Origin of the sequence: Sulfuriflexus mobilis, assembly GCF_003967195.1 — a bacterium.
GTDB lineage: Bacteria > Pseudomonadota > Gammaproteobacteria > AKS1 > AKS1 > Sulfuriflexus > Sulfuriflexus mobilis.
Map to the genome: position 1 here is coordinate 2,777,828 of NZ_AP018725.1, position 21,775 is coordinate 2,799,602.

22 protein-coding genes and 1 pseudogene are annotated in these 21,775 nt (G+C 51.3%); 8 read left to right on the forward strand and 15 right to left on the reverse strand.

Features of this window, described 5'->3' with window-relative positions; translation table 11 throughout:
* Positions 1–141: 141 nt before the first annotated feature.
* Together EL386_RS13940 and EL386_RS13945 are read right to left on the reverse strand one after the other, a co-directional pair.
* On the reverse strand, positions 142–1,074 hold the full coding sequence (locus EL386_RS13940) for an alpha-E domain-containing protein (RefSeq protein ID WP_126456832.1): 933 nt from the start codon (positions 1,072–1,074) through the stop codon (positions 142–144).
* Between the two features lie 2 nt (positions 1,075–1,076).
* Positions 1,077–2,534: a circularly permuted type 2 ATP-grasp protein gene (locus EL386_RS13945; protein ID WP_126456833.1), complete on the reverse strand. Its 1,458-nt coding sequence runs from the start codon at positions 2,532–2,534 to the stop codon at positions 1,077–1,079.
* Positions 2,535–2,675: 141 nt separating this feature from the next.
* Between EL386_RS13945 and EL386_RS13950 the strand changes: the two genes are divergently transcribed.
* On the forward strand, positions 2,676–3,410 hold the full coding sequence (locus EL386_RS13950) for a proteasome-type protease (RefSeq protein ID WP_126456834.1): 735 nt from the start codon (positions 2,676–2,678) through the stop codon (positions 3,408–3,410).
* A gap of 6 nt (positions 3,411–3,416) precedes the next feature.
* Here the strand turns inward: EL386_RS13950 and EL386_RS13955 are convergent, their stop codons facing one another.
* Both EL386_RS13955 and EL386_RS13960 read right to left on the reverse strand, forming a co-directional pair.
* On the reverse strand, positions 3,417–4,490 hold the full coding sequence (locus tag EL386_RS13955; protein WP_126456835.1) for a zinc-binding metallopeptidase family protein: 1,074 nt from the start codon (positions 4,488–4,490) through the stop codon (positions 3,417–3,419).
* A gap of 24 nt (positions 4,491–4,514) precedes the next feature.
* Positions 4,515–4,937, reverse strand: coding sequence for a DUF6524 family protein (locus tag EL386_RS13960; RefSeq protein WP_126456836.1), 423 nt, complete (start codon positions 4,935–4,937; stop codon positions 4,515–4,517).
* Between the two features lie 384 nt (positions 4,938–5,321).
* Between EL386_RS13960 and EL386_RS13965 the strand changes: the two genes are divergently transcribed.
* Positions 5,322–5,615 carry a hypothetical protein gene (locus EL386_RS13965; RefSeq protein WP_126456837.1) on the forward strand — a complete coding sequence of 98 codons (294 nt, stop codon included), beginning with the start codon at positions 5,322–5,324 and terminating at the stop codon, positions 5,613–5,615.
* Positions 5,616–5,751: 136 nt separating this feature from the next.
* On the opposite strand, the gene EL386_RS13970 is transcribed toward EL386_RS13965, so the two are convergent.
* The 6 genes and pseudogenes from EL386_RS13970 to EL386_RS13990 all read right to left on the reverse strand — a co-directional run bounded on the left by EL386_RS13970 (position 5,752) and on the right by EL386_RS13990 (position 11,087).
* Positions 5,752–6,633, reverse strand: a complete 882-nt coding sequence (locus tag EL386_RS13970) for a DUF302 domain-containing protein (RefSeq protein WP_172597738.1) — start codon at positions 6,631–6,633, stop codon at positions 5,752–5,754.
* Positions 6,634–6,898: 265 nt separating this feature from the next.
* A complete protein-coding gene (locus EL386_RS13975) occupies positions 6,899–7,480 on the reverse strand; it encodes a nucleotidyltransferase family protein (RefSeq protein ID WP_126456839.1) in 582 nt (193 codons plus the stop codon).
* Positions 7,473–7,958: an XdhC family protein gene (locus EL386_RS15825; RefSeq protein WP_232020209.1), complete on the reverse strand. Its 486-nt coding sequence runs from the start codon at positions 7,956–7,958 to the stop codon at positions 7,473–7,475. The genes EL386_RS13975 and EL386_RS15825 overlap by 8 nt, the downstream gene beginning before the upstream one ends.
* Before the next feature lie 306 nt (positions 7,959–8,264).
* Positions 8,265–8,453 (reverse strand): annotated as a pseudogene (locus EL386_RS15955) (XdhC family protein); the annotation flags it as partial.
* Complete coding sequence (locus EL386_RS13985; RefSeq protein WP_126456841.1) at positions 8,453–10,612, reverse strand: xanthine dehydrogenase family protein molybdopterin-binding subunit; 2,160 nt, start codon at positions 10,610–10,612, stop codon at positions 8,453–8,455. The gene EL386_RS13985 and the pseudogene EL386_RS15955, both read right to left, overlap by 1 nt.
* Position 10,613: 1 nt before the next feature.
* Positions 10,614–11,087, reverse strand: a complete 474-nt coding sequence (locus EL386_RS13990; protein WP_126456842.1) for a (2Fe-2S)-binding protein — start codon at positions 11,085–11,087, stop codon at positions 10,614–10,616.
* Positions 11,088–11,981: 894 nt separating this feature from the next.
* Here EL386_RS13990 and EL386_RS15650 point away from each other — a divergent pair.
* Entirely contained in the window at positions 11,982–12,164 is a 183-nt protein-coding gene (locus tag EL386_RS15650; RefSeq protein WP_172597739.1) for a hypothetical protein, read from the forward strand.
* Between the two features lie 100 nt (positions 12,165–12,264).
* On the opposite strand, the gene EL386_RS14000 is transcribed toward EL386_RS15650, so the two are convergent.
* Complete coding sequence (locus EL386_RS14000) at positions 12,265–13,506, reverse strand: GGDEF domain-containing protein (RefSeq protein ID WP_126456843.1); 1,242 nt, start codon at positions 13,504–13,506, stop codon at positions 12,265–12,267.
* A gap of 338 nt (positions 13,507–13,844) precedes the next feature.
* Here EL386_RS14000 and EL386_RS14005 point away from each other — a divergent pair, with 338 nt between their 5' ends.
* The gene (locus EL386_RS14005) at positions 13,845–14,408 is read left to right on the forward strand and encodes a TetR/AcrR family transcriptional regulator (protein ID WP_126456844.1); all 564 of its coding nucleotides are present in this window, start codon (positions 13,845–13,847) and stop codon (positions 14,406–14,408) included.
* Between the two features lie 44 nt (positions 14,409–14,452).
* Here EL386_RS14005 and EL386_RS14010 read toward each other — a convergent pair whose 3' ends face one another.
* Complete coding sequence (locus tag EL386_RS14010) at positions 14,453–14,905, reverse strand: carbon storage regulator (RefSeq protein ID WP_172597740.1); 453 nt, start codon at positions 14,903–14,905, stop codon at positions 14,453–14,455.
* A 90-nt stretch (positions 14,906–14,995) separates the two neighbouring features.
* On the opposite strand from EL386_RS14010, the gene EL386_RS14015 reads away from it, so the two are divergent.
* Positions 14,996–15,229 carry a helix-turn-helix domain-containing protein gene (locus tag EL386_RS14015; protein ID WP_126456846.1) on the forward strand — a complete coding sequence of 78 codons (234 nt, stop codon included), beginning with the start codon at positions 14,996–14,998 and terminating at the stop codon, positions 15,227–15,229.
* 73 nt (positions 15,230–15,302) lie between these two features.
* Complete coding sequence (locus tag EL386_RS14020; RefSeq protein WP_126456847.1) at positions 15,303–16,154, forward strand: DUF6498-containing protein; 852 nt, start codon at positions 15,303–15,305, stop codon at positions 16,152–16,154.
* 53 nt (positions 16,155–16,207) lie between these two features.
* Here the strand turns inward: EL386_RS14020 and EL386_RS14025 are convergent, their stop codons facing one another.
* Positions 16,208–16,567, reverse strand: a complete 360-nt coding sequence (locus EL386_RS14025) for a hypothetical protein (RefSeq protein ID WP_126456848.1) — start codon at positions 16,565–16,567, stop codon at positions 16,208–16,210.
* A gap of 47 nt (positions 16,568–16,614) precedes the next feature.
* Between EL386_RS14025 and EL386_RS14030 the strand changes: the two genes are divergently transcribed.
* Entirely contained in the window at positions 16,615–16,794 is a 180-nt protein-coding gene (locus EL386_RS14030; protein ID WP_126456849.1) for a hypothetical protein, read from the forward strand.
* 515 nt (positions 16,795–17,309) lie between these two features.
* Complete coding sequence (locus EL386_RS14035; RefSeq protein ID WP_126456850.1) at positions 17,310–19,064, forward strand: histone deacetylase family protein; 1,755 nt, start codon at positions 17,310–17,312, stop codon at positions 19,062–19,064.
* A gap of 448 nt (positions 19,065–19,512) precedes the next feature.
* Here EL386_RS14035 and EL386_RS14040 read toward each other — a convergent pair whose 3' ends face one another.
* Positions 19,513–20,493 (reverse strand): phosphotransferase enzyme family protein, encoded by a 981-nt coding sequence (locus tag EL386_RS14040; protein ID WP_172597741.1) that lies wholly within the window; start codon positions 20,491–20,493, stop codon positions 19,513–19,515.
* Position 20,494: 1 nt separating this feature from the next.
* Positions 20,495–21,613 (reverse strand): class I SAM-dependent methyltransferase, encoded by a 1,119-nt coding sequence (locus tag EL386_RS14045; protein WP_126456852.1) that lies wholly within the window; start codon positions 21,611–21,613, stop codon positions 20,495–20,497.
* Between the last annotated feature and the right edge of the window lie 162 nt (positions 21,614–21,775).

The window sequence follows — 21,775 nt, forward strand, 5'->3', positions numbered from 1 at the left end:
CATATCAATATTTGGTGGTTATCAGTGCTTTATGGTACGTCCGAATGATCCACAGGACAGCCTCGATCAGGGCGCGCGATATACGGTGCGATGTTGCTTTTTAGTATTCTTGGATCATTGGGCGCTATGAACTAACGGGTCCTAAACATGGCGACGAAAATAGCTGTCAGTAATGTCAGTATTGATCTTCATCAGGCCAAACTGTAATTTATCGATAAACTTATGAAGCTCTGCCTGTTTCAGTTTTTCCGGGTTGGCAGAAAGCACGGTGTCTTGTAGCTGTTTGATATGCGCGATACCCTGCTTATTTTTTGGCAGGTTCTTCAGACAGTTTTCCACTTCACACAGGGCATGGTAAAAGGCACGCGGGAATTTTCGTTCTTGTAACAGGAATTTCAGTACATCGGGGCGGCGTACCCTGACCTGCACGATGCGACGATACATCTGGTAAGCAGTCAAAGATTTCAGAACACTCATCCACTGTATGTTTTCATAAGGGGTAAGGCTCTCGTGTTCCTCTTCAAGCAAGTCGGCCGAGCGCACATCGATAATACGAGTAGTCATATCGGCGCGTTCAAGGTTTCGACCTAATCGCAGGAAATCATAACCCAGGTCGTGGTACATGGTTCCCGCGAGTTGCCCAGTAATGGTTTGCGCACCAAGAATGACCTTTTGCAAATAATAATGTCGGTTCTTTCGGGAAATTCCGGATTGAGCATTTGATTTGGCATAGATATATAAATCATTAATGCTTTCCCATGTTTCGCGCGGGATAATATCGCGAATGGTCCTGGCATTCTCGCGTGCCAACTGTAATGAACCTATTATAGAACAGGGATTATGCAAATCCGCAATCATGAATTTCAGGATATTGCGTTCCTCACTACTATCATAGTGTTCATGAAAAATCTCCTCGCCACCCATGATCTCAATAATCGGCTCCCAGCCCACATTGGCGCTACGTGGCATATCCAGCACCAGGTTGGTCGTGACATTGATAAGGCGTGCAGTATTTTCTGCACGTTCAATATAACGGGCCATCCAGTAAATATTTTCAGCAACACGCGATAGCATGACTAGTTAGCTTCCATATCCACGATCCAGGTGTCTTTTGAACCACCACCCTGAGATGAATTAACCACGATCGAGCCCTTACGCAGGGCCACACGTGTGAGCCCACCCATAGTGACATAGGTGGTATCGCTGCCGGATAAAATAAACGGGCGCAAATCCAGGTGACGCGGCTCTACCCGGTTACCTATAAGGGTAGGCGCAGTCGACAGTGTTAACATGGGCTGCGCAACGTAGTTACGCGGATCACGTTTTACCAGTCGTTTGAACTTGCTATGTTCCTTCCTGGTCGCATGCGGGCCTATCAACATGCCGTAACCACCCGATTCGTTGGCAGGTTTCACCACCAGTTGATCGATATTATCCAGTACGTAGCTACGTTCATCCTTATTATTACACTTATAGGTAGGTACGTTGGGGATCAGAGGCTCCTCTCCCAGATAGTATTTAATGATCTCCGGCACATAGGCGTAAACAACCTTATCATCTGCCACACCTGCACCGGGCGCATTGGCCAGGGCGACATTGCCCGCTTTCCAGGCGCGCATCAGGCCGGGAACACCAATCGTCGAATCCGGGTTAAAAACCTCCGGGTCGAGGAACAGATCATCGATGCGGCGGTAAATAACATCAACGCGCGACAAGCCGTCAACTGTACGCATATACACCACGTCTTTATCATCAACGTAAAGGTCATTTCCCTCTACCAGTTCCGCACCCATTTGCTGTGCCAGGTAGGCATGCTCAAAATAAGCAGAGTTATAAATGCCCGGGGTCAGCACCACAATCTCGGGTTGCGCCACATCGCGTGGTGAGATCGAGGCCAGTGTGTCATAGAGCTGGGACGGATAGTCATCTACCGGCAGTATATTGTAGTCTTCAAACAAATCTGGAAACACGCGTTTCATGACCATGCGGTTTTCCAGCATATACGACACGCCCGAGGGCACGCGCAGGTTATCCTCCAGCACATAGATAGTGCCGTGCTCATCGCGCACCAGGTCAGAGCCACAAATATGTGCCCAGATGTGGTTTGGTGGTGTAATGCCCATGCACTGAGGTCGGAAGTTAACCGAGTCCTGCAATAGCGCAGCGGGAAAGACCTTGTCTTTTACGATTTTTTGTTCGTGGTAAAGGTCATCGATAAACAAGTTTAATGCCTGAACACGTTGTTTCAGGCCCCGCTCAACCCGATTCCATTCTTTTTTATCAATAATGCGAGGAATAATATCGAACGGCCAGGCTCGGTCGATGGAACCCTCCTCCTCGCTGTACACGGTAAAGGTAATGCCCATAACGTGAATGGCCAGTTCAGCAGCGGCTTTGTATTCTTCTATTTCTCTGTCTTTGAGGTTGCGAAGGTAATCGCAGAGTGGCTTGGCTGCATCACGCGGTTTGCCCGCAGCACGGATGAGTTCATCATAGATGCCCTGTACCTTGTAACTCCCCCATCGAATAGACATAAAAACATGCTGGTAATGAACCTGTAACCACTATATCAACTTGAATTTACGTTGTAAAATCACTGCGCATGGCCGCGTATTTTATGTTATTACTATGCGCCTTACGCACACTTTCAGTGCAACTTAATGGGAAATATCACTATGACAGCTTGTGTAGCAATTAAAGTAGATGGCGGTATTGTGCTGGCATCCGATTCGCGCACCAATGCCGGTGTAGACTACGTGCGCACCTACAGCAAGATGCATACCTTTAACTGGCCCGGTGACAGGACACTGGTCATCTTGACCTCTGGTAACCTTGCCACCACCCAGGCGGTGATTAATCGGGTTAATCACGACCTGGACGATAAAAATGCAGACTTTAACCTGCGTAAGGCAAAAAAGCTGTTTGAAATCGCCCATTACATTGGCTCCATTAATCAGCAGGAGCAGGCTGAGCATGCGAAAGCCTTCAAAGACAACCATAAAACCCTGGAAGCAAATTTTATCGTCGGCGGGCAGATTGGTGAGGAAGAAGATGACATCTATCTGGTTTACCCGGAAGGCAACTATATTACGGTTTCTCCCGAGACCCCCTACATGCAAATCGGTGAAACAAAATATGGCAAACCCATTCTGGATCGCATCATTACACCTAAAACCAGCCTTAACGATGCCGCACGTTGTGCCCTGGTCTCGCTGGATTCAACCATGCGCAGTAATGTGTCGGTAGGTCCGCCACTCGAGCTTGCTATCTACACAGCAAATTCACTCACCGAACCACGTTATACCAAGATTGACCTAAGTACTCCGTTGTTTACCGATATTCAAAACCGTTGGGCGGAGGGCCTACAACAGGCATTTCAGAACCTGCCGAGGTTTGACTGGGAAGACTAGGCGGTCTCAGCTCGACATGACGACACGATGGATGAATCCCAGTTTGTTAATTACCGTTGGTGAATGCTCAAAGGGGTAGGGATCGGGAAATCCCAGACTGCGATTTAATTCGTTCAGCGTGCGCATGAGTTTGACCAGTTGCCCGATGATGCTTCCGAAATCGTGAAACTCAAGCCAATCGCGTAGATTATTTTGGGTGTACTTAATTTCATCACCCTGAATACCCACATGGTGATGGCTGGCCGTCTCCAGCACATCCATAAAGTGCAGGTAGTGTGCCCAGCTTTCGGCCCAGTCTTCCCAGGGATGGGAGCTGGCGTAGGCACTAATGAAATTATCCTGCCAGTTAGCCTGTGCGCCATATTGATAATATTGTGATAATGCATTTTTGTAATCATTGCGCTCATCGCCAAACAATGCACGAAACTCATCAAGACGCTCCGTTCGAGCAATAAACTGGTCCCAGTAATAGTGACCGATCTCATGACGAAAGTGACCCAGTATCGTGCGATAGGCCTCATTCATGCTCTCGCGGATTTTTTCACGTTCACTGTCGTCGGCCTCCAGAATATTAATGGTTATGGTGCCGGCATTGTGGCCTGTCATAATTTCTTCATAGGTCACCATTTCCTCAGAGAACATATCAAAGCCTTTGATATCCTCCATAAAACGAAAGGCCAGACCATGATCCTTGTCCTGATGATAGGTAGTGATCGGCAGACGCAGGGTTAATAAGGTATAGATAAGACGGCGTTTGGCGCTTTCCAGTTTATACCAGCGCTGTTCGTTCTCGTCCTTGCTCAGGTCGGGTATCACTTCGTTCAGCCGGCAGGCGAGACAAAAGTGTTCGTCCTCTTCGGCGGGGATCAACCAGTTACAACCATGGCCGGCCAGATAATTGCCACATTTATGAAAGCGTAGCGCAGAGCCTGAGTCCGGCTGCCAGTCATCCCCCTCACCCTGCAGCAGGGGTAGAATCGTCAACTGCGCGGGGTCAAAACCCAGTGTCTTGCCACATTGCAGACAAAGATTGTTATCGAAGTACAGGGTGTTGCCGCATGTACACGTAAAGGTTCGCAAGCTTTTTTCCTCTGTTAATGAGAACTAATCATTTTCATCCACATCATCTGTATCATATTGACCCGATAAGCGGCGGCGAATATGCGACCAGGACATGCCAATCGCTAATATGAGTGTCATGATAATCAGTCCGGCATACGCATAGAAACGGATACTATCCTCAGATTTCAGACCCGCATCGACCAAAAACCACAGTATTGCCACACACAAACTACTTACTAGTAACAAGCCTATTCCACCAAGGGAGCGTAACGTTGCGCGGATAAAGATCACCCAGCCAATGGCCAGTAAAATACCGGCAATAATCTTAAGTGGGTCAAGTGGGAAGAAATTTTCTAATGCCCAATGATAATAGGAGTAGCCCTCAGGATTATAGCTGACGAATACCACCAGCATTGCGAATAAGAAACGCAGGAAGAACCCGGTCCAGGTAAGCTGTTTTATCATGTAACGTTCTCTTTTATTTTATTACTCGCCAACAATTATATTAGCAGCCATTAATTTCTGGCAGTGATTCTTTTATTCCTGCAACTTCACCAGCATGGTGAGTCCATTAGCCTGAATTGTAAAGGAAACTTCATAAAAGAGTCGCGTTTCTGCTATACAAACCGACCAGTAGTCATCCTTTACTTGGGGCATGTGACATATGCTACATTGTTGATTCTTGCACTTTGAGACCCCCCTATTGATTAATTATGAAAATCCTAGTGATATTACGAGGTTAAGTAATAGCACAATGTGCATATGATTAGCATCTGGCTATAACTTCCGCGTTAACGTTAAATGTGGCATATGCATCTTGTCTCTTAAAAGCTTGCAAGGAGAAATGATATGAAAAACCAATCTAAATTATCAGTGATATTTGCCTGTGCATTGTTACTTACCGGCACCACGGTGTCAGCAGCGCAACAAGGGGGCGGTAGCGATCGCGCAGGACAAGGGCCTGAACGCGTCGAAATGGAAATGGAGAAGCGTACCCGCCAGGAATCACCTGACGATGACGCCAGTAAGACACGTGAAAGTATGCGCACCACTGAGGAAATGCAAAAAGAGGCGGGTAAAGGCTCTGACATGGCTGAGCCAGAACGCGAAACCTCCCGCAAGTGGTGGGAGTTCTGGAAATAATCACACGAATAGACGAATAAGTGAAATATCCGGGCCGGTCTTGCAGATATTTCTATCCTAGCCAGGGCAAATTAAAATGGGGCCGGCTCACACCGGCCCCTATTATTTAGTTCAGTCCTTCTATCGTTAAGCCTTTTCAGTTTATGCCCGCAGCAATTAAGGCAAAATTGCGTAGCGCATTGGCAATCCCTGCAAGCCGGGCGTCAACACCCTGGACATCGTGGCGTTCTGCAAGAAACCGTGGATCATTATAAGTAATATTGACATTGCCATGGCGATCTTCCCAGAACAGGAATTTTTGCGGTAAATCGATACCGATCCGCTGATTCGCTTGCATCAGGGGGGTGCCGACATTGGGGTTGCCAATGACAATAAGAAGTGGGGCGCGTCGTTCATTATCGTCTTCGTCATCTTCGTTTTGAGCAGAACTGTAATCGAGTACCAGAGGGATCCTGAAAGCAGGAATAGCCGAAATGGTAGCCAGGAAGGTTTCAACGGTAACGTCAAGGCTTTGCAGGCTCTTCACAGTGAGCAGTCCTTCAGGGGCATCGCTCACACGCTTGATTTTACTGTCGATCAAACCCAGCAGGTGATCTTCTAAGCGGACATCATGGCGATCAATCAGGTAGCCCGTTGCGTTGACGTCGAGGTGTACTTCGCCGTCACGCTTGAAGACCAAAAACTTTAAGGGTAGATCGATGCCAATGGTTTCGCTACGTTGTAAAAGACGCCGCTCGATGCGGCGAGGTTGTCTCGCGAAAATGACTTGTGTTGGCGCAAGTTCAAGACCTACAGCGGCGGCAGACCCCGCGTGGTCAACCGTAAGTAGAATGTCAAAGCCCTCACTGCGTAAAAAATCACTTAATAATGTGACCGTATCAGGGACATTATCGGCAACCTGAAATGAATCTCTTGAATCATTGATTATCGATAACTCATCATCGCCAGCATAAGCTGAAAAGGGTGCTAAAAGGGACAGGGTTAGGATGCAGTAACAGCTAAAGAACAGGTTTCGCATTTGACGACTCTCCATGTGTTATGTGTGACTTCCATCAGGCTCATCGGAAACAGTGCGTTGAACCGTAGAGACGAGTATATACAAAAAAAACAAACGGGGACCAATGGAAAATAGTTATAACTAAAAAGCCTCAGACTCCATCTGCCCGTACTGACCGTAATAATTCGGCGTTATGTGTGCCGAAGACCATAGGCAGACTGTCCAGGTCTGTCAGTGCCCTCTCGCAGATGGCCACTTTCGCTGTTGCATAGCCGGGTGCGAGATATTACTTATTTTCGAACCGGGGGGATCGCAGATCAGCGGGCGTATCGATGTCATGCAGCACACCCGCATCATTCGTCTTGATGGCCACAAGATGGTCAAGGTGTTGCTGCAGGATAACGCGCGCACCGCTGTCGCCATCGAGCGCCGTCAGTGCCGGATAAAACGACGCACTGAAGCCCACCGGGTGACCACGCTGCTCGTGGTAAAACGGCGCGGCCAGTGTCGCACCGTTATTCATGGCAGCAACGATCTGTCCTGTAGTCGTCGCAGTGACATAGGGCATGTCGGCAGGTAGTAGACACCAGCCGTGACTGTCTGCACTGGCCTTGACTGCACAGGCAATGGAATAGCCCATGCCCCTGCCCGCTTCCGGATTACTCACCCATTCGATACCGAGCCCCTGCAAGCAGGACTGAACAGCCTCATCCTCCGCACGCACTACCGCGATAAGACGATCACAGGGCGCCAGTGCGGTGGCGCTGTGCGCAATGAGCGGCTGACCGTTTATCTCTACAAGGAGCTTGTTGGTACCAAACCGTCGGCTGGCACCGGCGGCCAGCAGGAGGCCGGTTATGTCAGCCATGCTGACGCGCGGTCTGTGGCCGTGTTTGCGCGGCCGTGTTGCGCGCTGCGATCAGTGCCGCGGTAATGGCAATGGCAATTTCGGCCGGTGTACGACTGCCGATATCGAGGCCCACCGGTCCATGCAGACGTGCGCGTTGCTGGGGGCTGAGACCCATGCGTTGCAAGCGCTGCAGCCGGGCCTGCTGGTTTTTTTGTGAGCCGAGGGCGCCAATATAGAAGGCCTCGGTCTGCAGTGCCGCGGCCAGTGCGGCGTCTTCTAACTGTGGCGCGTGCGCCAGGGCCAGGACAACGGTCTGGGGGTCGGGCGCAAACGCTGGCAGGAAGGTCTCCGGGGCGGTGCTGACCTGGACGGTGCCTTCGACCTCCCAGCCGTTGGCATACTCCGGCCGCGGATCGCAGAGGGTGACGGCGTAATCGAGCATGAGCGCGAGTTGTGCCACGCGCCGGGCCAGTTCGCCGGCACCTATGATCAGCATGCGCCAGGCGGGGCCAAAGGCCTTGTAGAGGTGGTCGCCATCAAGGCGTAGGGCGTCGTCGGTAGTAGGGGGCTGCAGTTGGGTGGCGCCGGTCTGCAGGCAGACCCGGCGAACGATGCGCTCGCGGGCGGTCATGTGCGTCAGGACGGTGCGCAGTTGGGTGGCGTTATGGAGGGTCTCGACTACCAGCGCCAGGCGGCCCCCACACGGCAGGCCGACACGACGGGTGGTGCCGGTGCTGATGCCGTATTCGATCTGTTGCGGGCGCGGGTCTTCAAAGTCGCCGCGCAATACCCGTTGCACGAGGTCGTCTTCGACACAGCCCCCGGAGACGGACCCGACTACGCGCCCCTCGGCCTGGATCGCCATCAGTGCCCCGGGCCGCCGGGGGGAGGAGCCCCAGGTACGGACTACGGTTATCAGTGTCACGGCGGCGCCGTCGTCCAGCCAGCCGATGGCGGTATGCAGGACTTCGTTATCGGTGTTGCGATCCATTAGCTATGTAATGTAATGGGCAGACTGCGCACGGGCTGACCCGTCAGGGCAAACACGGCATTCGCCACTGCCGGTGCGGTAGGCGGCACCCCGGGTTCGCCCACACCGCCGGGGGCCTCTTCACTGCTGACGATATGCACCTCGATGGCCGGACATTCATCCAGGCGCAGCAGCGGATAATCATCAAAGTTACTTTGTTGAACCCGGCCGCCACTAATCGTAATGGCACCTTTCAACGCCGCCGTCAGGCCATAGACAATACCGCCTTCCATTTGCGCACGGATGCTGTTCGGATTAACGTTCATACCACAGTCCACTGCACAGGTGATGCGATGCACGCGCACCCTGCCCCTGTCGATGGATACCTCCGCCACCTGGGCCACAAAACTGGCAAAGGCTTCCGCCACGGCGATACCGCGGGCATGTCCTGCCGGCAAGGCTGTTCCCCAACCGGCTTTTTCCGCAGCAAGCTTGACGACACCGGCATGGCGTGGATGCTCGGTCATAAGTGCCAGGCGCGCGGCCAGCGGATCCTGGCCGGCAAGTTTGCACAGCTCGTCAAAAAAACACTCGGTAATAAAGGCATTCTGTGAGCTGCCTACCGAACGCCAGAAACCTACCGGCACCGGCGTATTGCTCATGGCATAGGTCACGCGCAGGTTATTGACGTGATAGGGGATGTTTTTAGCACCTTCGGTACTCGACCAGTCATGTCCGTCTGCTGCGCTATCAGGAAACACCCGCGCCAGGATAGAAGGCCCGGCAATGCGATGCTCCCAGGCCACAATCTTGCCTTGTGCATCCACACCCCCACGCAACACATTGTAGGTGGCCGGACGATACTGGTCATGCATGACGTCGTCTTCACGCGTCCAGATCACTTTCACTGGCTGACCCGCAAGCTTGGAACACTCCACCGCATCAACGATAAAATCCTGTTCCGAGCGCCGGCCGAAACCACCACCGAGAAACGTGGTAATCACCTTGACCTTATCACGCGCTAAGCCGGTAATGCGCATGGCGGTTTCCTGGGTAAACGTCTGACCCTGGGTGGGTGCATACACATCGCAGGCATCGACGCGCACATCGGCCGTGGCATTCATCGGTTCCATACAAACATGGGCCTGGAACGGCACGGTATACACGGCCTCTACCGTCCTGGCCGCAGCGGCTAGCGCCGCCTTGACATCGCCATCGTCACGCTCGACCAGGCCCTTATCTACCGCGGCCTTGAACTGCGCCTCGATAGCCGCCGAGTCCAGCGTGTCATTGCCGGCCTTATCCCATTCGATGCGGAGTGCATCACGACCTTTCTTCGCTGCCCAAAAGTGCTCGGCGATGACGGCCACACCGCCACTGATTTGCGCCACTTGTTTCACCCCGGGCACCGCCAATGCCTGGTGCGCATCGAAAGACTTCACCCTGCCACCTTGCACCGGGCAACGGGCAACGGTAGCGATAAGTAAATTCGGCAACTGCACATCCATGCCAAACACCGCGGCACCGTTGACCTTGTCCGGTGTATCCAGTCGCGGTAACGGTTGTCCAATCAGTACAAACTCGTCCGGTTCCTTGAGGAGCACCGCATCAGGCAACGGCAACTCGGCAGCGGCCCGGGCCAGCTCCCCGTAGTGCAGACGGCGGCCACTGGCCTCGTGCAGCACTTCGCCGTTGCGCGCCTGGCATTCGCTGACGTCCACCGCCCAGGTAGCAGCAGCGGCCTGCAATAACAACTCGCGGCCGGTGGCACCGGCCTTGCGTGCAATAGTCCAGAAACCACGAATCGCCGTACTGCCACCGGTATGCTGCCGACCGAGAATGGGATTGGTATAGGCCTTATCGGCTGGCGCATGTTCGGCGCGTACCCTGGACCAGTCGGCATCGAGTTCATCGGCGATTAACATAGCAATACCGGTCAGGGTACCCTGGCCCATTTCCGAACTGCCGACGCGAATGGTCACACGGTTATCACTATGGACAGTGAGCCAGGCATTGGGGGTAAACGCTGTCGGCGCTGTTTCTGTCTCGGCCATAGGCATTGTCTTCGGCGGCGCAGGCTTTTCATCGCATCCCCCGAGGGAAAACCCTATCAGCAGACCGCCACCCGTGGCGGCACTGATTTTGAGAAATTCACGGCGTTTCAGTTTTATCTGTTTCATGTCACGCCCCCTTAACCTTGCCGGCGGCCAACTCCACCGCTTTCATTACCGCTGTGCGAATACGGGGATAGGTGCCACAACGACACAATACCTCGCTCATGGCTTCCTCAATATCCGCTTGCGTCGGCTTTGGCTTGCGTGCCAGCAAGGCGGCTGCCGTTAATATCTGGCCGGACTGGCAATAGCCGCACTGCGGAACCTCTTCTTCTATCCAGGCCTGTTGCACGGGGTGGGAACGATCAGGTGAGAGCCCTTCTATGGTGGTGATTTGTTTGCCGGCTACGGCAGACAAGGGTGTGACACAACTGCGTAGCGGCTTGCCGTCCACCAGCACCACACAGGCACCGCACACCGCGATGCCGCAGCCAAACTTGGTGCCGGTGAGTTGCAGGCCGTCTCGCAAGGCCCAGAGTAAAGGTGTGTCGGCTTCCATGGCCACATCATGACGCTGGCCATTGATGTTGAGTTTCAGCATGCTTGCCCTCCGTGGTGTATGACGAACCGGTAGAAAACCTTAACCTATCATAATGCCGTGCGGTTGAGGAGAGGTACAATCACTGTCCAAACCCTTGTGACAATATTCAGTAACGCTAATATTCAACAATGGCGGCAAACGTAACCGGCCTGGGCTAATCGCCTTACTATCCCTAACCCAAATGAGTAGAGTCGTTACGCCCTTCGCCCCTAACCGTCCCTCTGCCCGGAATAAAAAAGCTTTTAAGAAGCCATGTAAAAATCAATTCATTCGCAAACCTACGCCGCTTTTCTGGATCACCTACCTGAAACGAGGGAAAAGACCGGCATGCCCCAGGAACAACCGAGCGAGACACGATCCTTCGTCAGCAAGTCTGAGCGTGGTGTTCGGTGAATCGATATCGATGAGCTGTGCGAATTATATCGCCAGTGATACATGGCTGGAATAAGTTTATAAAACGTTAACCAGCCTCTTTGGTTAAATATCCGTTTAATCGAGTCTGACGCTATGGGAATCCATCGTGTCTTGGTATCGGCATGGTTGCATTACCAGCCGGCATCATAAGTTCTGGCTTTGTAAATCAATTGAATAAACAACATATCATTGACCCCCCTCGCAAATGCCCCCACTGCGGAAAACCTATTGAATAGCTGCTAAATTCAGTATGCCTCAGAGCACAGCATGCGAATATATTATGCCCCGGTTTTTACTCTAACCTTCAATATTGCAAGCACTCAGACCCTTGATTTCACACAATGATAACTTCTACTTTTTCTCAAACTTGTAATAAGCCTGGTTCAGGTAATCCAGTATATTCGCGAGTTGTTGCTTAGTCAGATTAAAACCTAAATTGTGATTACAGTTCCCAATCTGACCCTCTAGCCCCTGTAAAGAATGCACCCTGCGGTCATCTCGGGTATAGATACCGCTGCCATCTCCACCAAACATACCCACGTGGCAGGACATACAGAGTTTATCGTGCAACGCTTTACCTCTCTGGCCATTGGCCTCTGTCTCAGCCGCATGGGTGACGCTGGACAGGAAGAGACAGCTGACGGTAAGTATCGTTTTGAGTAGGGAAATTCGCATCATAGTCGGCTCCGTAACAGTTTCGTTCAGTGTACAGGCATTTCGTGTGAAATGGATGCAGGCAGCGCCTTATCCTCGGTCAGCTTTATTATGAGTACTCTGTCTCATTGATGGCCACATCGTTTCTTTCGAAGCCGATACTTCTGATTTTGAAGTTTTCCTGAGAGATGACAGTACAATTTCTGCCGGTATTTTTTGCCGCGTAGAGGGCGTTGTCGGCTTCTTTCAGCATGCTCTCCAGCGTGACCGGCGCCGGGCCACTGGCATAGCTGATGCCTGCGCTGAATTTCACGTTGTGCGTCGCTTCGCTTGCATCAGTGCGCTGAGCCGACCAGGTCTCACGCAACCGATCGATGGCCTGCTCTGCCTGCTCCGGGCTACTGTTCTGAAAGAGTATAACGAACTCCTCACCACCATAGCGCGCAAACAGGTCTCCCTCACGCAGGCTATCATGGGTTAGCCTGGAGAAATGCCTCAGAACCTGGTCGCCAACCGCGTGGCCGTAATGGTCATTGACCTTCTTGAAGTGATCGATATCCACTACAGCCAGGGCCAAACTGACTCTATCTCGCCTGAGTGCCGCCAGCAATGGCCTGCTTGCCTCAAAGAATGCTCGCCGGTTCAACGCCCCTGTCAGGGGGTCTATGGCGGCCTGGTGACGCAGCCGCTGGAGGATACGTTGGTTAGTCATCAACAACAGTGAAAAGGTAAACACCATACCCATGACAATACTGCTGTAAGCGCAGATCAGGTCGACCGTAGCCGAACCACTGGCTCGTTGCAGGTCGCCGACCAGTGACAGCCCACGTGCCAGCCAGCCCAGCGTAACAAAGGCCATCGCCATGCCGGCCATGTGCGTGACGATATAATGTTCTGATTTTTTCCGGTACAGCTCCCAGATAATCATTGCAGAAAATGACACAATCGACAGGCTGGTCACGGCAACCCGCCAGCCGGGTAAGTGTGCACCCGGTAACAGAATCATGATAAAGATGACCGCGAAGACGGGCAGCAAGCCGTAACTGAACGCCCGCCTGCGGTAGAAATGCCTGATACCCATCCAGGCCAGAAACCAGCCGGTATTGACCATGCCGACCCCGGCATCACGCACCAGTAAGACAAACAATGGCGGCTCTGCACCACTCGCCTGATCACTGAGCAGGATGGCCGCAGCGATCAATAGGCTGCCAATGGCCATCAGGGCTTGCGCGATACCCCAATCACGCAACCCGACTTCCCGCGGGTTCTGCCGCCAGCTCACGAGTAAGGCTATCGCCTGTATCATCAGGGTCGTAAATTGTATGAACAGCAACGTGCTGTAGATGGTCATGACGCGCTACTGCCCGGCCCGATGCGCAGCCTTTTTTGCATGGCTGGCGGTCGCTGCTGTTGTTGTTTTTGCCATGTCCGCACACACAGCGACATGCCTGGCGTGCGGTCCCGTTTTTTCCCCTAGCATCCTGATTTCACCTCAAACTTGAATCAGACCTTTAAGGTAACATCCGGGGTATTTTCAGCTTTGTGGTAATTACCACATTTCACTTAACATCGCTCATGGCCCCTGTCTGGGCAGGTAAAAGCCCAAAAACCGCCAAAATCTTCTACACCCTCAAGCGAACGAACGGCGTATGATTATGAAAAGGCCACTGCATCCGGGGAGGACATACCATGACCACCAGGATAAATACGGGGCTGTCCACAGACCAGCTCTTAGATACCGCCCTTAGCCTGAGCAGGGAAAAGGGCTGGGAATCGCTCAGTCTGTTAGAGATTGCTCACAGCCTGCATGTGCCCATGACCGATATCTACAGGCTTATTCAACAGAAGGATGATCTTGCCGAGTATCTGTTCGATCGTGCCGACCGGCAGATGCTTGCCGAAACGGCGCAACAGAATTTTCAGCATGCCTCCCGGCAAGGTCGTTTGCAGTTATTAATAACTGCCTGGCTGGATACCCTTGCCCCCTATCGGCCCATCGTCAGGCAAATGCTTTGCTACAAACTCGAACCCGGTCATATCCACTTACAGGTGCTGGGGCTTCTGCGCATCAGCCGCACCGTGCAATGGATGCTGCACGCCGCCGCAATGAAAGACACCGGACTACGGCGCATAGCCGAGGAAATCATCCTCACCAATCTTTATCTGGCGGCATTTTCCTACTGGCTGTTTCAAGCACCGGATGACGCCCGTATGCAGCGCTTTCTCACTAACCTGCTATGGCATTACCGTTAACTTCTGGATAGATAGGATAAATAGTGCAAGACAGCCTCGAAAACTTACTCTATCCGGAATAACTCGGCGATATCCGTGCCGAAGGCCATCGCCAGCCGGTCCAGGTCTGTCAGACTCATTTCGCACAGGCCCGCCTCGATATCGCACAGCCGACTAATCGACATCGTACTGGCCTCGGCGAGTTGTTTAACGCTCCACTGATATTGCCGGCGCAGGGTAAAGACATTGCGGGCCAGGCGTTCATGGCTGGGGCTGATACCGGGCTGGTCAGCAGGCGGGCTGGGCCGTGGCTGCAAACTGAGTGATATCTCGTCGCGCAGGATGGTCAGGCTCGTATGGGCGGTAATACCCATATTCACTTGCCCCCTTTCTACATGGTTCACCCTCACCTCTATCGGCCCATGGGTGAACAAGGCCCCAAGGGGCGCGGTCAGGTCTACCCCAAGCCCTGGCTGGATGGTAATGGCCTGGCCGGGTCTGCGTGTGAGTACTAGCATGAGTAAGCTCTCCTTGCTTCTATTGAATACTATAGTATGTAATACTATATGCTGTAGACGCATAGTCACGCAAGGGCCAATTTATGGCCCATGAGCAAAACAAAAAATACTGATTTGACTGAACGTTTCCCGGCTGTATTAAAGGAACTTAGGCTACAAAAGGGAATTTCTCAGGAAGAACTGGCAGACCGTGCCAGTCTACATCGCACCTATATTTCTCAGATAGAACGAGGCCTTAAATCACCCTCACTGCGCTCGCTTGGGCAGATAGCCGATGCCCTGGAAGTCACCTTATCGAACTTGATAAAGAAAATGGAGAAATAGCCACATACGCTACAGGCTGTCTCCCTCATGATTCACTCTGCCCAACTACTCACAAGCCCCATGAGGAAAAGCATTGAATATACCCAAGCCTCTGTTTATTACCCTGCTGGTGTTACTGAATGCCGTACCGGTCTATGGCGTGTTCCAGTGGGGCTGGAAGAGTTTTGACCTGATCTTTCTTTACTGGCTTGAGAATCTCATTATCGGCGTGTTTATGATCCTTCGTATAGTGGCACGCCGCTATAGCCACCCCATTGAGTTGGCCTTGCCGCTTTTTTTAGCGCCCTTCTTTACCCTGCATTACGGCTTGTTCTCTTATGGCCACGGCACATTTATTATCAACCTGTTTGGTAAGGGACTGGAAGGTGAACTCGCTGGAATGCACATTCCGGAAATTATACTGCCGCTTATTGAAAGTCGTCATTTATTCTGGCCAGTGCTGGCATTGTTTGCCTACCAACTCATTGACTGGATAAGGGATACCAGTGAGCGGGGGTTTGGCAGTGATGGCATTAAGGATCTAACGACCGCACCGTATCGACGTATTCTGGTGCTGCATATCACCATCCTCGCATCGGGCTTTGCACTAGGTGCAATGGATGAGCCTTTAACAGGGTTACTTCTTCTCATTATTTTTAAGACGGGCATGGATATCTATCATTGGGACAAAGACGAGAAGGCCGCAGCACCCAAAGATATACAGCCGGTAATGAATGAAAAGATTAAAAAAAGGATCGATGCCTTTCTGGATAAGCCGACGATTACGGTTAATGGCGAGGAGATTCGTTACAACAACTTCGACGAGATGAAAGCATCAAAGCACTACAATTTAATGCGCTCCATCGTGCGCATGGTCGGTGGCGGCAAACACATGCAAGACATTGAGGCATATATAGAACAACAAGCCAAGCAACGTGATATATAGAAAAAATAGAAAGGGATAAAAAAACCCTGTTTCCCGAACACCAAATATCGAATCTATTTACGGCAGTTTTTTATTGTTACCGTGTGATCGATCTTATTGGTGAGCTCATCGAGATCAGGGCAAAATTGCGGGCTGAATGTGCAGCCAGTGGTTTGGTTAAGCTGTTGCTTAATGCGTTCGAGAATGTGCTTGGCCTGTTCATTGTAGGCCACATATTCCATTGCGGATGCGATCTTTGCCTTGACGAGGCCATGCTTGGCGACATTAGTCGCCGGATGGGTGATAAGTTTTTTCCTGTCCGCGGAGTTTTTCAGTATGTCACCGCGCCCTTTAATTCCCCCACCTTGACCACACTCATTCCCAAATGGAATAAATATTATACATAAATGCCCTATTATAATATTAATCAGCATACTCTAACCTTTACCTCACTAGCCATAACAGCCAGGAGGTAAATGTCATGAAAAGAAAAATGCGCGGAATCATAGACCCCTACGGAATCAGTTTAGTACTCGTCATCATCGGGGGATTCTTTTTTGAGGCCCAGCAAGATGAAATGCAGCAGGCGCAATTTAGCCAGTCCGTCACCAACAGCGATCAGGCCATTGCACAAAAGACAACTGATGCCAATAACAAGTGAACTCTATTGACTCACCCTCACTGTGATTATCAGCTTACTACTCGTCTTCCCGTATGTCTTTGTCAGAACCCATCGTCTGGGTTTTTTAAAAATGCTAACAAAGTCGATACCCGGAGTATGCTCCGTTCGAGCAGGCCTGAGCACACTGTGCTTACCTGGTGCGTATGAATGCCGGGAACCTGATGGTCACTGCCCAGTTAATAATTACTGACATAGCGTAATGAGGGATCGGGGATAATAAGCGGTCTACCCTCAGGGACTCCGGTCCCTCCCTTTATTTCCAAGTTAAAGGCGGTGGCGTCATTTAATTCATGATAAGGCTACTGTATAAACTTAATGGAGTATTCGGAAAAAACGGGAGTACTCCAGTCTGCCCCATATTATGCCTTTATTAGAAAGACTTAATTCTCCAGTCCCGGGCTGTATTTTGCTATCCATGAACCAGACGATGATATAACCTACGCCTGTTTTTTAGCCATCTATCTCAACACACAAAGGAACGGGTTTAACCGACAATGTTCAGAATTCGTAAAGTTCTCGATAACACCTCCAGCGCTAACCGCGAGGCTATAAGTCAGGTCCTGCCTATTCTTGCCGAGCAATTCCCGGCCGCTCGCAAGGAAGAATTTAAAAAACTCCCGGAACAGCTGCACGACCCACTAAAATATGAATATCGTTCAATCCTGTTCGTTGCAGAAAACGGTGTTGGTAAGGTCAAGGGCTTTGCCATGTTGCTACATTTGCCGGATATCGGCATTGCCTATCTTGAACTGATTTCAGCCGCCCCGGGGCGAACCGGGGGCGGCATTGGCAGCACGCTATATGAATATGTGCGCGAGGAATGTCAGCTACTGAAGGTAAAAGGCTTATTCTTTGAGTGCGCCATCGACGACCCGGAGAAGATTAAAGACCCTGCCATATTGAAACAAAACATAGCTCGCTTAAAGTTTTATGAGCGCTACGGTGTCTACCCGATCATTAACAATATTTATCCGTCCCCCGTGAACCCTGGCGATCAGGATTTATATTACCTGATGATGGACGACCTTGGAACCAGAAGAAAAATAAACTCCGCCCTTGCACAGAAGATTATCCGCGCCATTTTAGAACGCAAATACGGTGATGTACTATCACGATCGCAAATCGATGATGTCGTGCTTTCATTTACTGATGACACACTGCGTTTCCGCGAGCCACGCTATGTATACAAACCTGTCGCCATTAACCGAAGCCACAAGGACAAGGAATTCATTGCGCTGGTCGTAAATGAAGGCCATAGCATTCATCACGTAAAAGACCGTGGTTATGTCGAGGCCCCGGTACGCCTGTCGACCATCCTTACCGCGCTCGATAAAACCCAATTATTTAAGCGTGTTGAACCCAAGCGAGTCAGCGAGAAGTTGATTAAAAAGGTTCACCTGCCTGCCTATGTAGATTACCTACGTCGTGCCTGTGCCCAAATGGCTCCAGGCAAATCTATGTACCCGCTTATCTTCCCGTTGCGTAATTTATCACGCCCGCCAAAAGATATTGAATTGCAGGTGGGTTACTATTGTCTGGATACTTTCACACCGTTAAACAGCAATGCCTATCTGGCTGCTCGTGGCGCAGTAGATTGTGCCGTTACCGCTGCTAATGCGGTATTAGATGGCGCTCACATCGCCTACGCACTGGTGCGTCCGCCGGGCCATCACGCTGAGCGTCGTGCCTTTGGCGGGTTTTGTTATTTTAATTCCGCGGCTATCGCGGCCCATCATCTCAGCGACTATGGCAAAGTTGCTATACTCGATATCGACTTTCATCATGGTAATGGTACGCAGGACATCTTCTATGAACGCAATGATGTGCTCACGGTGTCAATACATGGTGACCCGCACTTCGCATATCCGCACTTTGCTGGTTTTAAAGACGAAATTGGCAATAAAGATGGTGAAGGCTTTAACATTAACTTTCCATTACCGGAACATATTACTGCAGAGAAATATCGCCGTACGCTGTCTACTGCCTTAAAACGTATTAAAGTCTTTAACCCTGCCTACCTGGTGGTCTGTTTGGGACTGGACACCGCCAAATCGGACCCGACCGGGACCTGGGATCATACATTTGAAGACTTTTTTAAAATCGGTCAATTAATCGGAGCACCCAAGTACCACACCGTTGTAGTGCAAGAAGGCGGTTACCGCACACAAACCCTGGGCACCAATGCCAAACATTTTTTTCAGGGATTATGGGCAGGATTCTTTGGGCAGGATAAGGCCAAAAAAAAGTAATTATGATCAGGGCACAAACTGAGGTAACCCACTTTTAGTCACTGGCCACATTGAACAGTAAAATAGTCAAACGCCAGTGTTTGATCACAACCTTTATCCCCGGAAATTGAAACCTGGGGCTTGGCAGTAATCGTATAACTCTGTGGTGCTGGCAGGTAAGTAAATCTAGAATATGTATCCCCAAGCCGCTTACATGCCTTTTCCTTGATAAAGGCCTTCATACTCGCGCCCTGGAGGTAGTTATTGACAGCACCACACGATCCCGGCCGAACCGAATAGATTTCGTTTCATGGATCCTTCCTCCATAGTATGGACTGATGATTGCTTTACATGACTACCTCATCATTTTATTACACAATGGTTTGAATGATAATGACCATGATACAGATCAAATCTTCACGCGAATTACCCGATAATTTGAGTCTGATCCTAATTACCAGCTTTTATTTCACAGTTTCCCAAGATGTTGTTTTACCCAGTCCCTGATGAAGCGCATGTGAAAATCGTAATAGTTATCATCAATCCAGGCGTCGCCAATATGTTTGCGCATCATTAGTTGGAAGCCGAGCAACTCGAATTCACGGATCATGACAAACGCAGGTAACAGCGCCTTTTCCTCGTGCGACAGTTTGCGCACGCTGGTATAGCCGCGCAGGACAGCGCGCCAGCGGGAGGCACTTTGATCATCACGCAGCGTCCACCACAGTGTTGCCAGGTCATAAATCCGCCAGCAGTAGCCACTCCAGTCAAAATCGATCAGGGTCAGTCCCCCGTCGGGCGACAACATGACGTTACCGGTATGCAGGTCACCGTGACACAGGCCAAAGTCCAGTGCCCCTGCCGGGGTGTCGTCAAGCAACACCTGTAGATGATCGGCAAGCCGATGCAGGTAGGCCAGGTCCCTGTCACGCTGCGCGAACAACGGTGAAAGTCCTGTCAGGGTCTGCGTGACGAGGAAATCAAAATCCATCGTCCAGCGTTTTGCCGGCGGCTGGAAGCGGTCGGCGGCGTTATGCAGTTGGGCTGCGAGCTCCCCCAGGCGTAGCATGTTGGTATTGCGCGGACCGGCGTTCCTGCCCAGCAACCGCCCCGGCACGTAGCCAAACAACGCGCCGTAGCGGGTACCTTCCGCCGTCTTTACCGAAATATAACGCTGATTATGTTTGTTACGCTTCGGTACCACGGCACTGATCTTTTGCCGCTTTATGAATTCGAGGAAACGTAGTTCTTCCTCGAAATCCAGCACGGGCCACCAGTCCTTACGGTTCAGACGGAACACGTAATCCTGGCGCTTGCCCTTGATGAAAAAATTATCGTTGCAGTTAAGCGCCAGAATCTTGCAGTCACTTGCACCAATCGTCGGATAATGACGTTTAATCACCGTCAACAAGCTATCAGGGCGAATAACAGAATGTTGCGCTTTGAGCATGTCACTGTCCCCCTTGTTTTTGTTGGTTAGCGGGTTTCTGGCCATAGATATAATACTGCGTCATATCATGCCATGCGCCCTTATCGGTGGCACGCTGGCGGATATCGGCCTCGTAATCCTGCTGGATACGCTGGCGGGTTTCTTCTGTCATGCCTTGCAGAGGGTGCGGGTACTGTCCCGGCGAATACGATTTCAAGCTCAGGAAATCACCCATATCGTCATCAACCTCCAGATACTCTCCGTCGTTCTCTTCATAAAGACGAAAATTATCAAAACCCGCCAGTTCGAGCATGTCGCGGGCATTGTCGTAATCGCCCGCCGGGATATTGCAGGTGAACTCATAACCATGTTTTGCCATGGCGCGACGCGCACCATCACCCCAGAAGAAGGAGTTCGACGGCGTGGCATTGAACCCGACATGGCCACCGGGTTTCAGCAGCTCAAACCAGTGACGTAACGTCGCCTGCAGGTTACTCATCCAGAAAATCGCCGAAGTGCAGTAAATGCGATCAAAACTGTTGGCCGGAAAATCCAGGTTTTCGCCATCCGCATACATAAACTCGAGGTTATCGAGCTCGGTTGCGGCAAGCTTTTCGTTGCACTTGTCGAGCATGCCCCGGGAAATATCGACGCCAATCACATGGCCAGCCGGGCCAACCCGCTCGGCGGCATAAAAGGCAATCGTGCCCGTCCCGGTCGCCACGTCAAGCACTGCATCACCCGGGCCAGGCGGGCAATAGTCGACCGCCTGAATCGCAATCCCCCTGTGCCACTCACTGTTGTCATAGTTTTTGCTGCGCTCATCGTATGAATCGGTAATCGTACGGTGATAGCCCTGCCTGTCAGCGACCTTGTTATACAGGGGTAAATTGATCGACTCGACATAGCGCTTGAGCGTCGCCCAGCTGGAGTAGCCGTATTCACGGGCGACAATGCGCTGCGCATCGTTGATCGAGAACTTCGCGGTCAGGATCTCGGTATCAGACAGGTTTTTATAAGCGCTATCGTTGTCGCGCAGGCGTGCACAACACGCGCGATCGCCCTGTCGGTGAAGCGCACGCAGGGCTTTAGCTTCTTTTTTCAGAAACTCGAGATGTGGTTTGCTGGGTAGAGATTTCATAGAAATCCTCCTTTCGTCATTCCTGTTGGCCGCGAGACAGGTAGAAAGAAGGACATAATGTATGTCATTAAATAATAGGTGGGGATCATCCCCTTTCCGCGGACCCAGCTGTGCCCTACTGCACTTTGTTCAGTATAGCAAAAACGCGCAAGATGGGAAGCT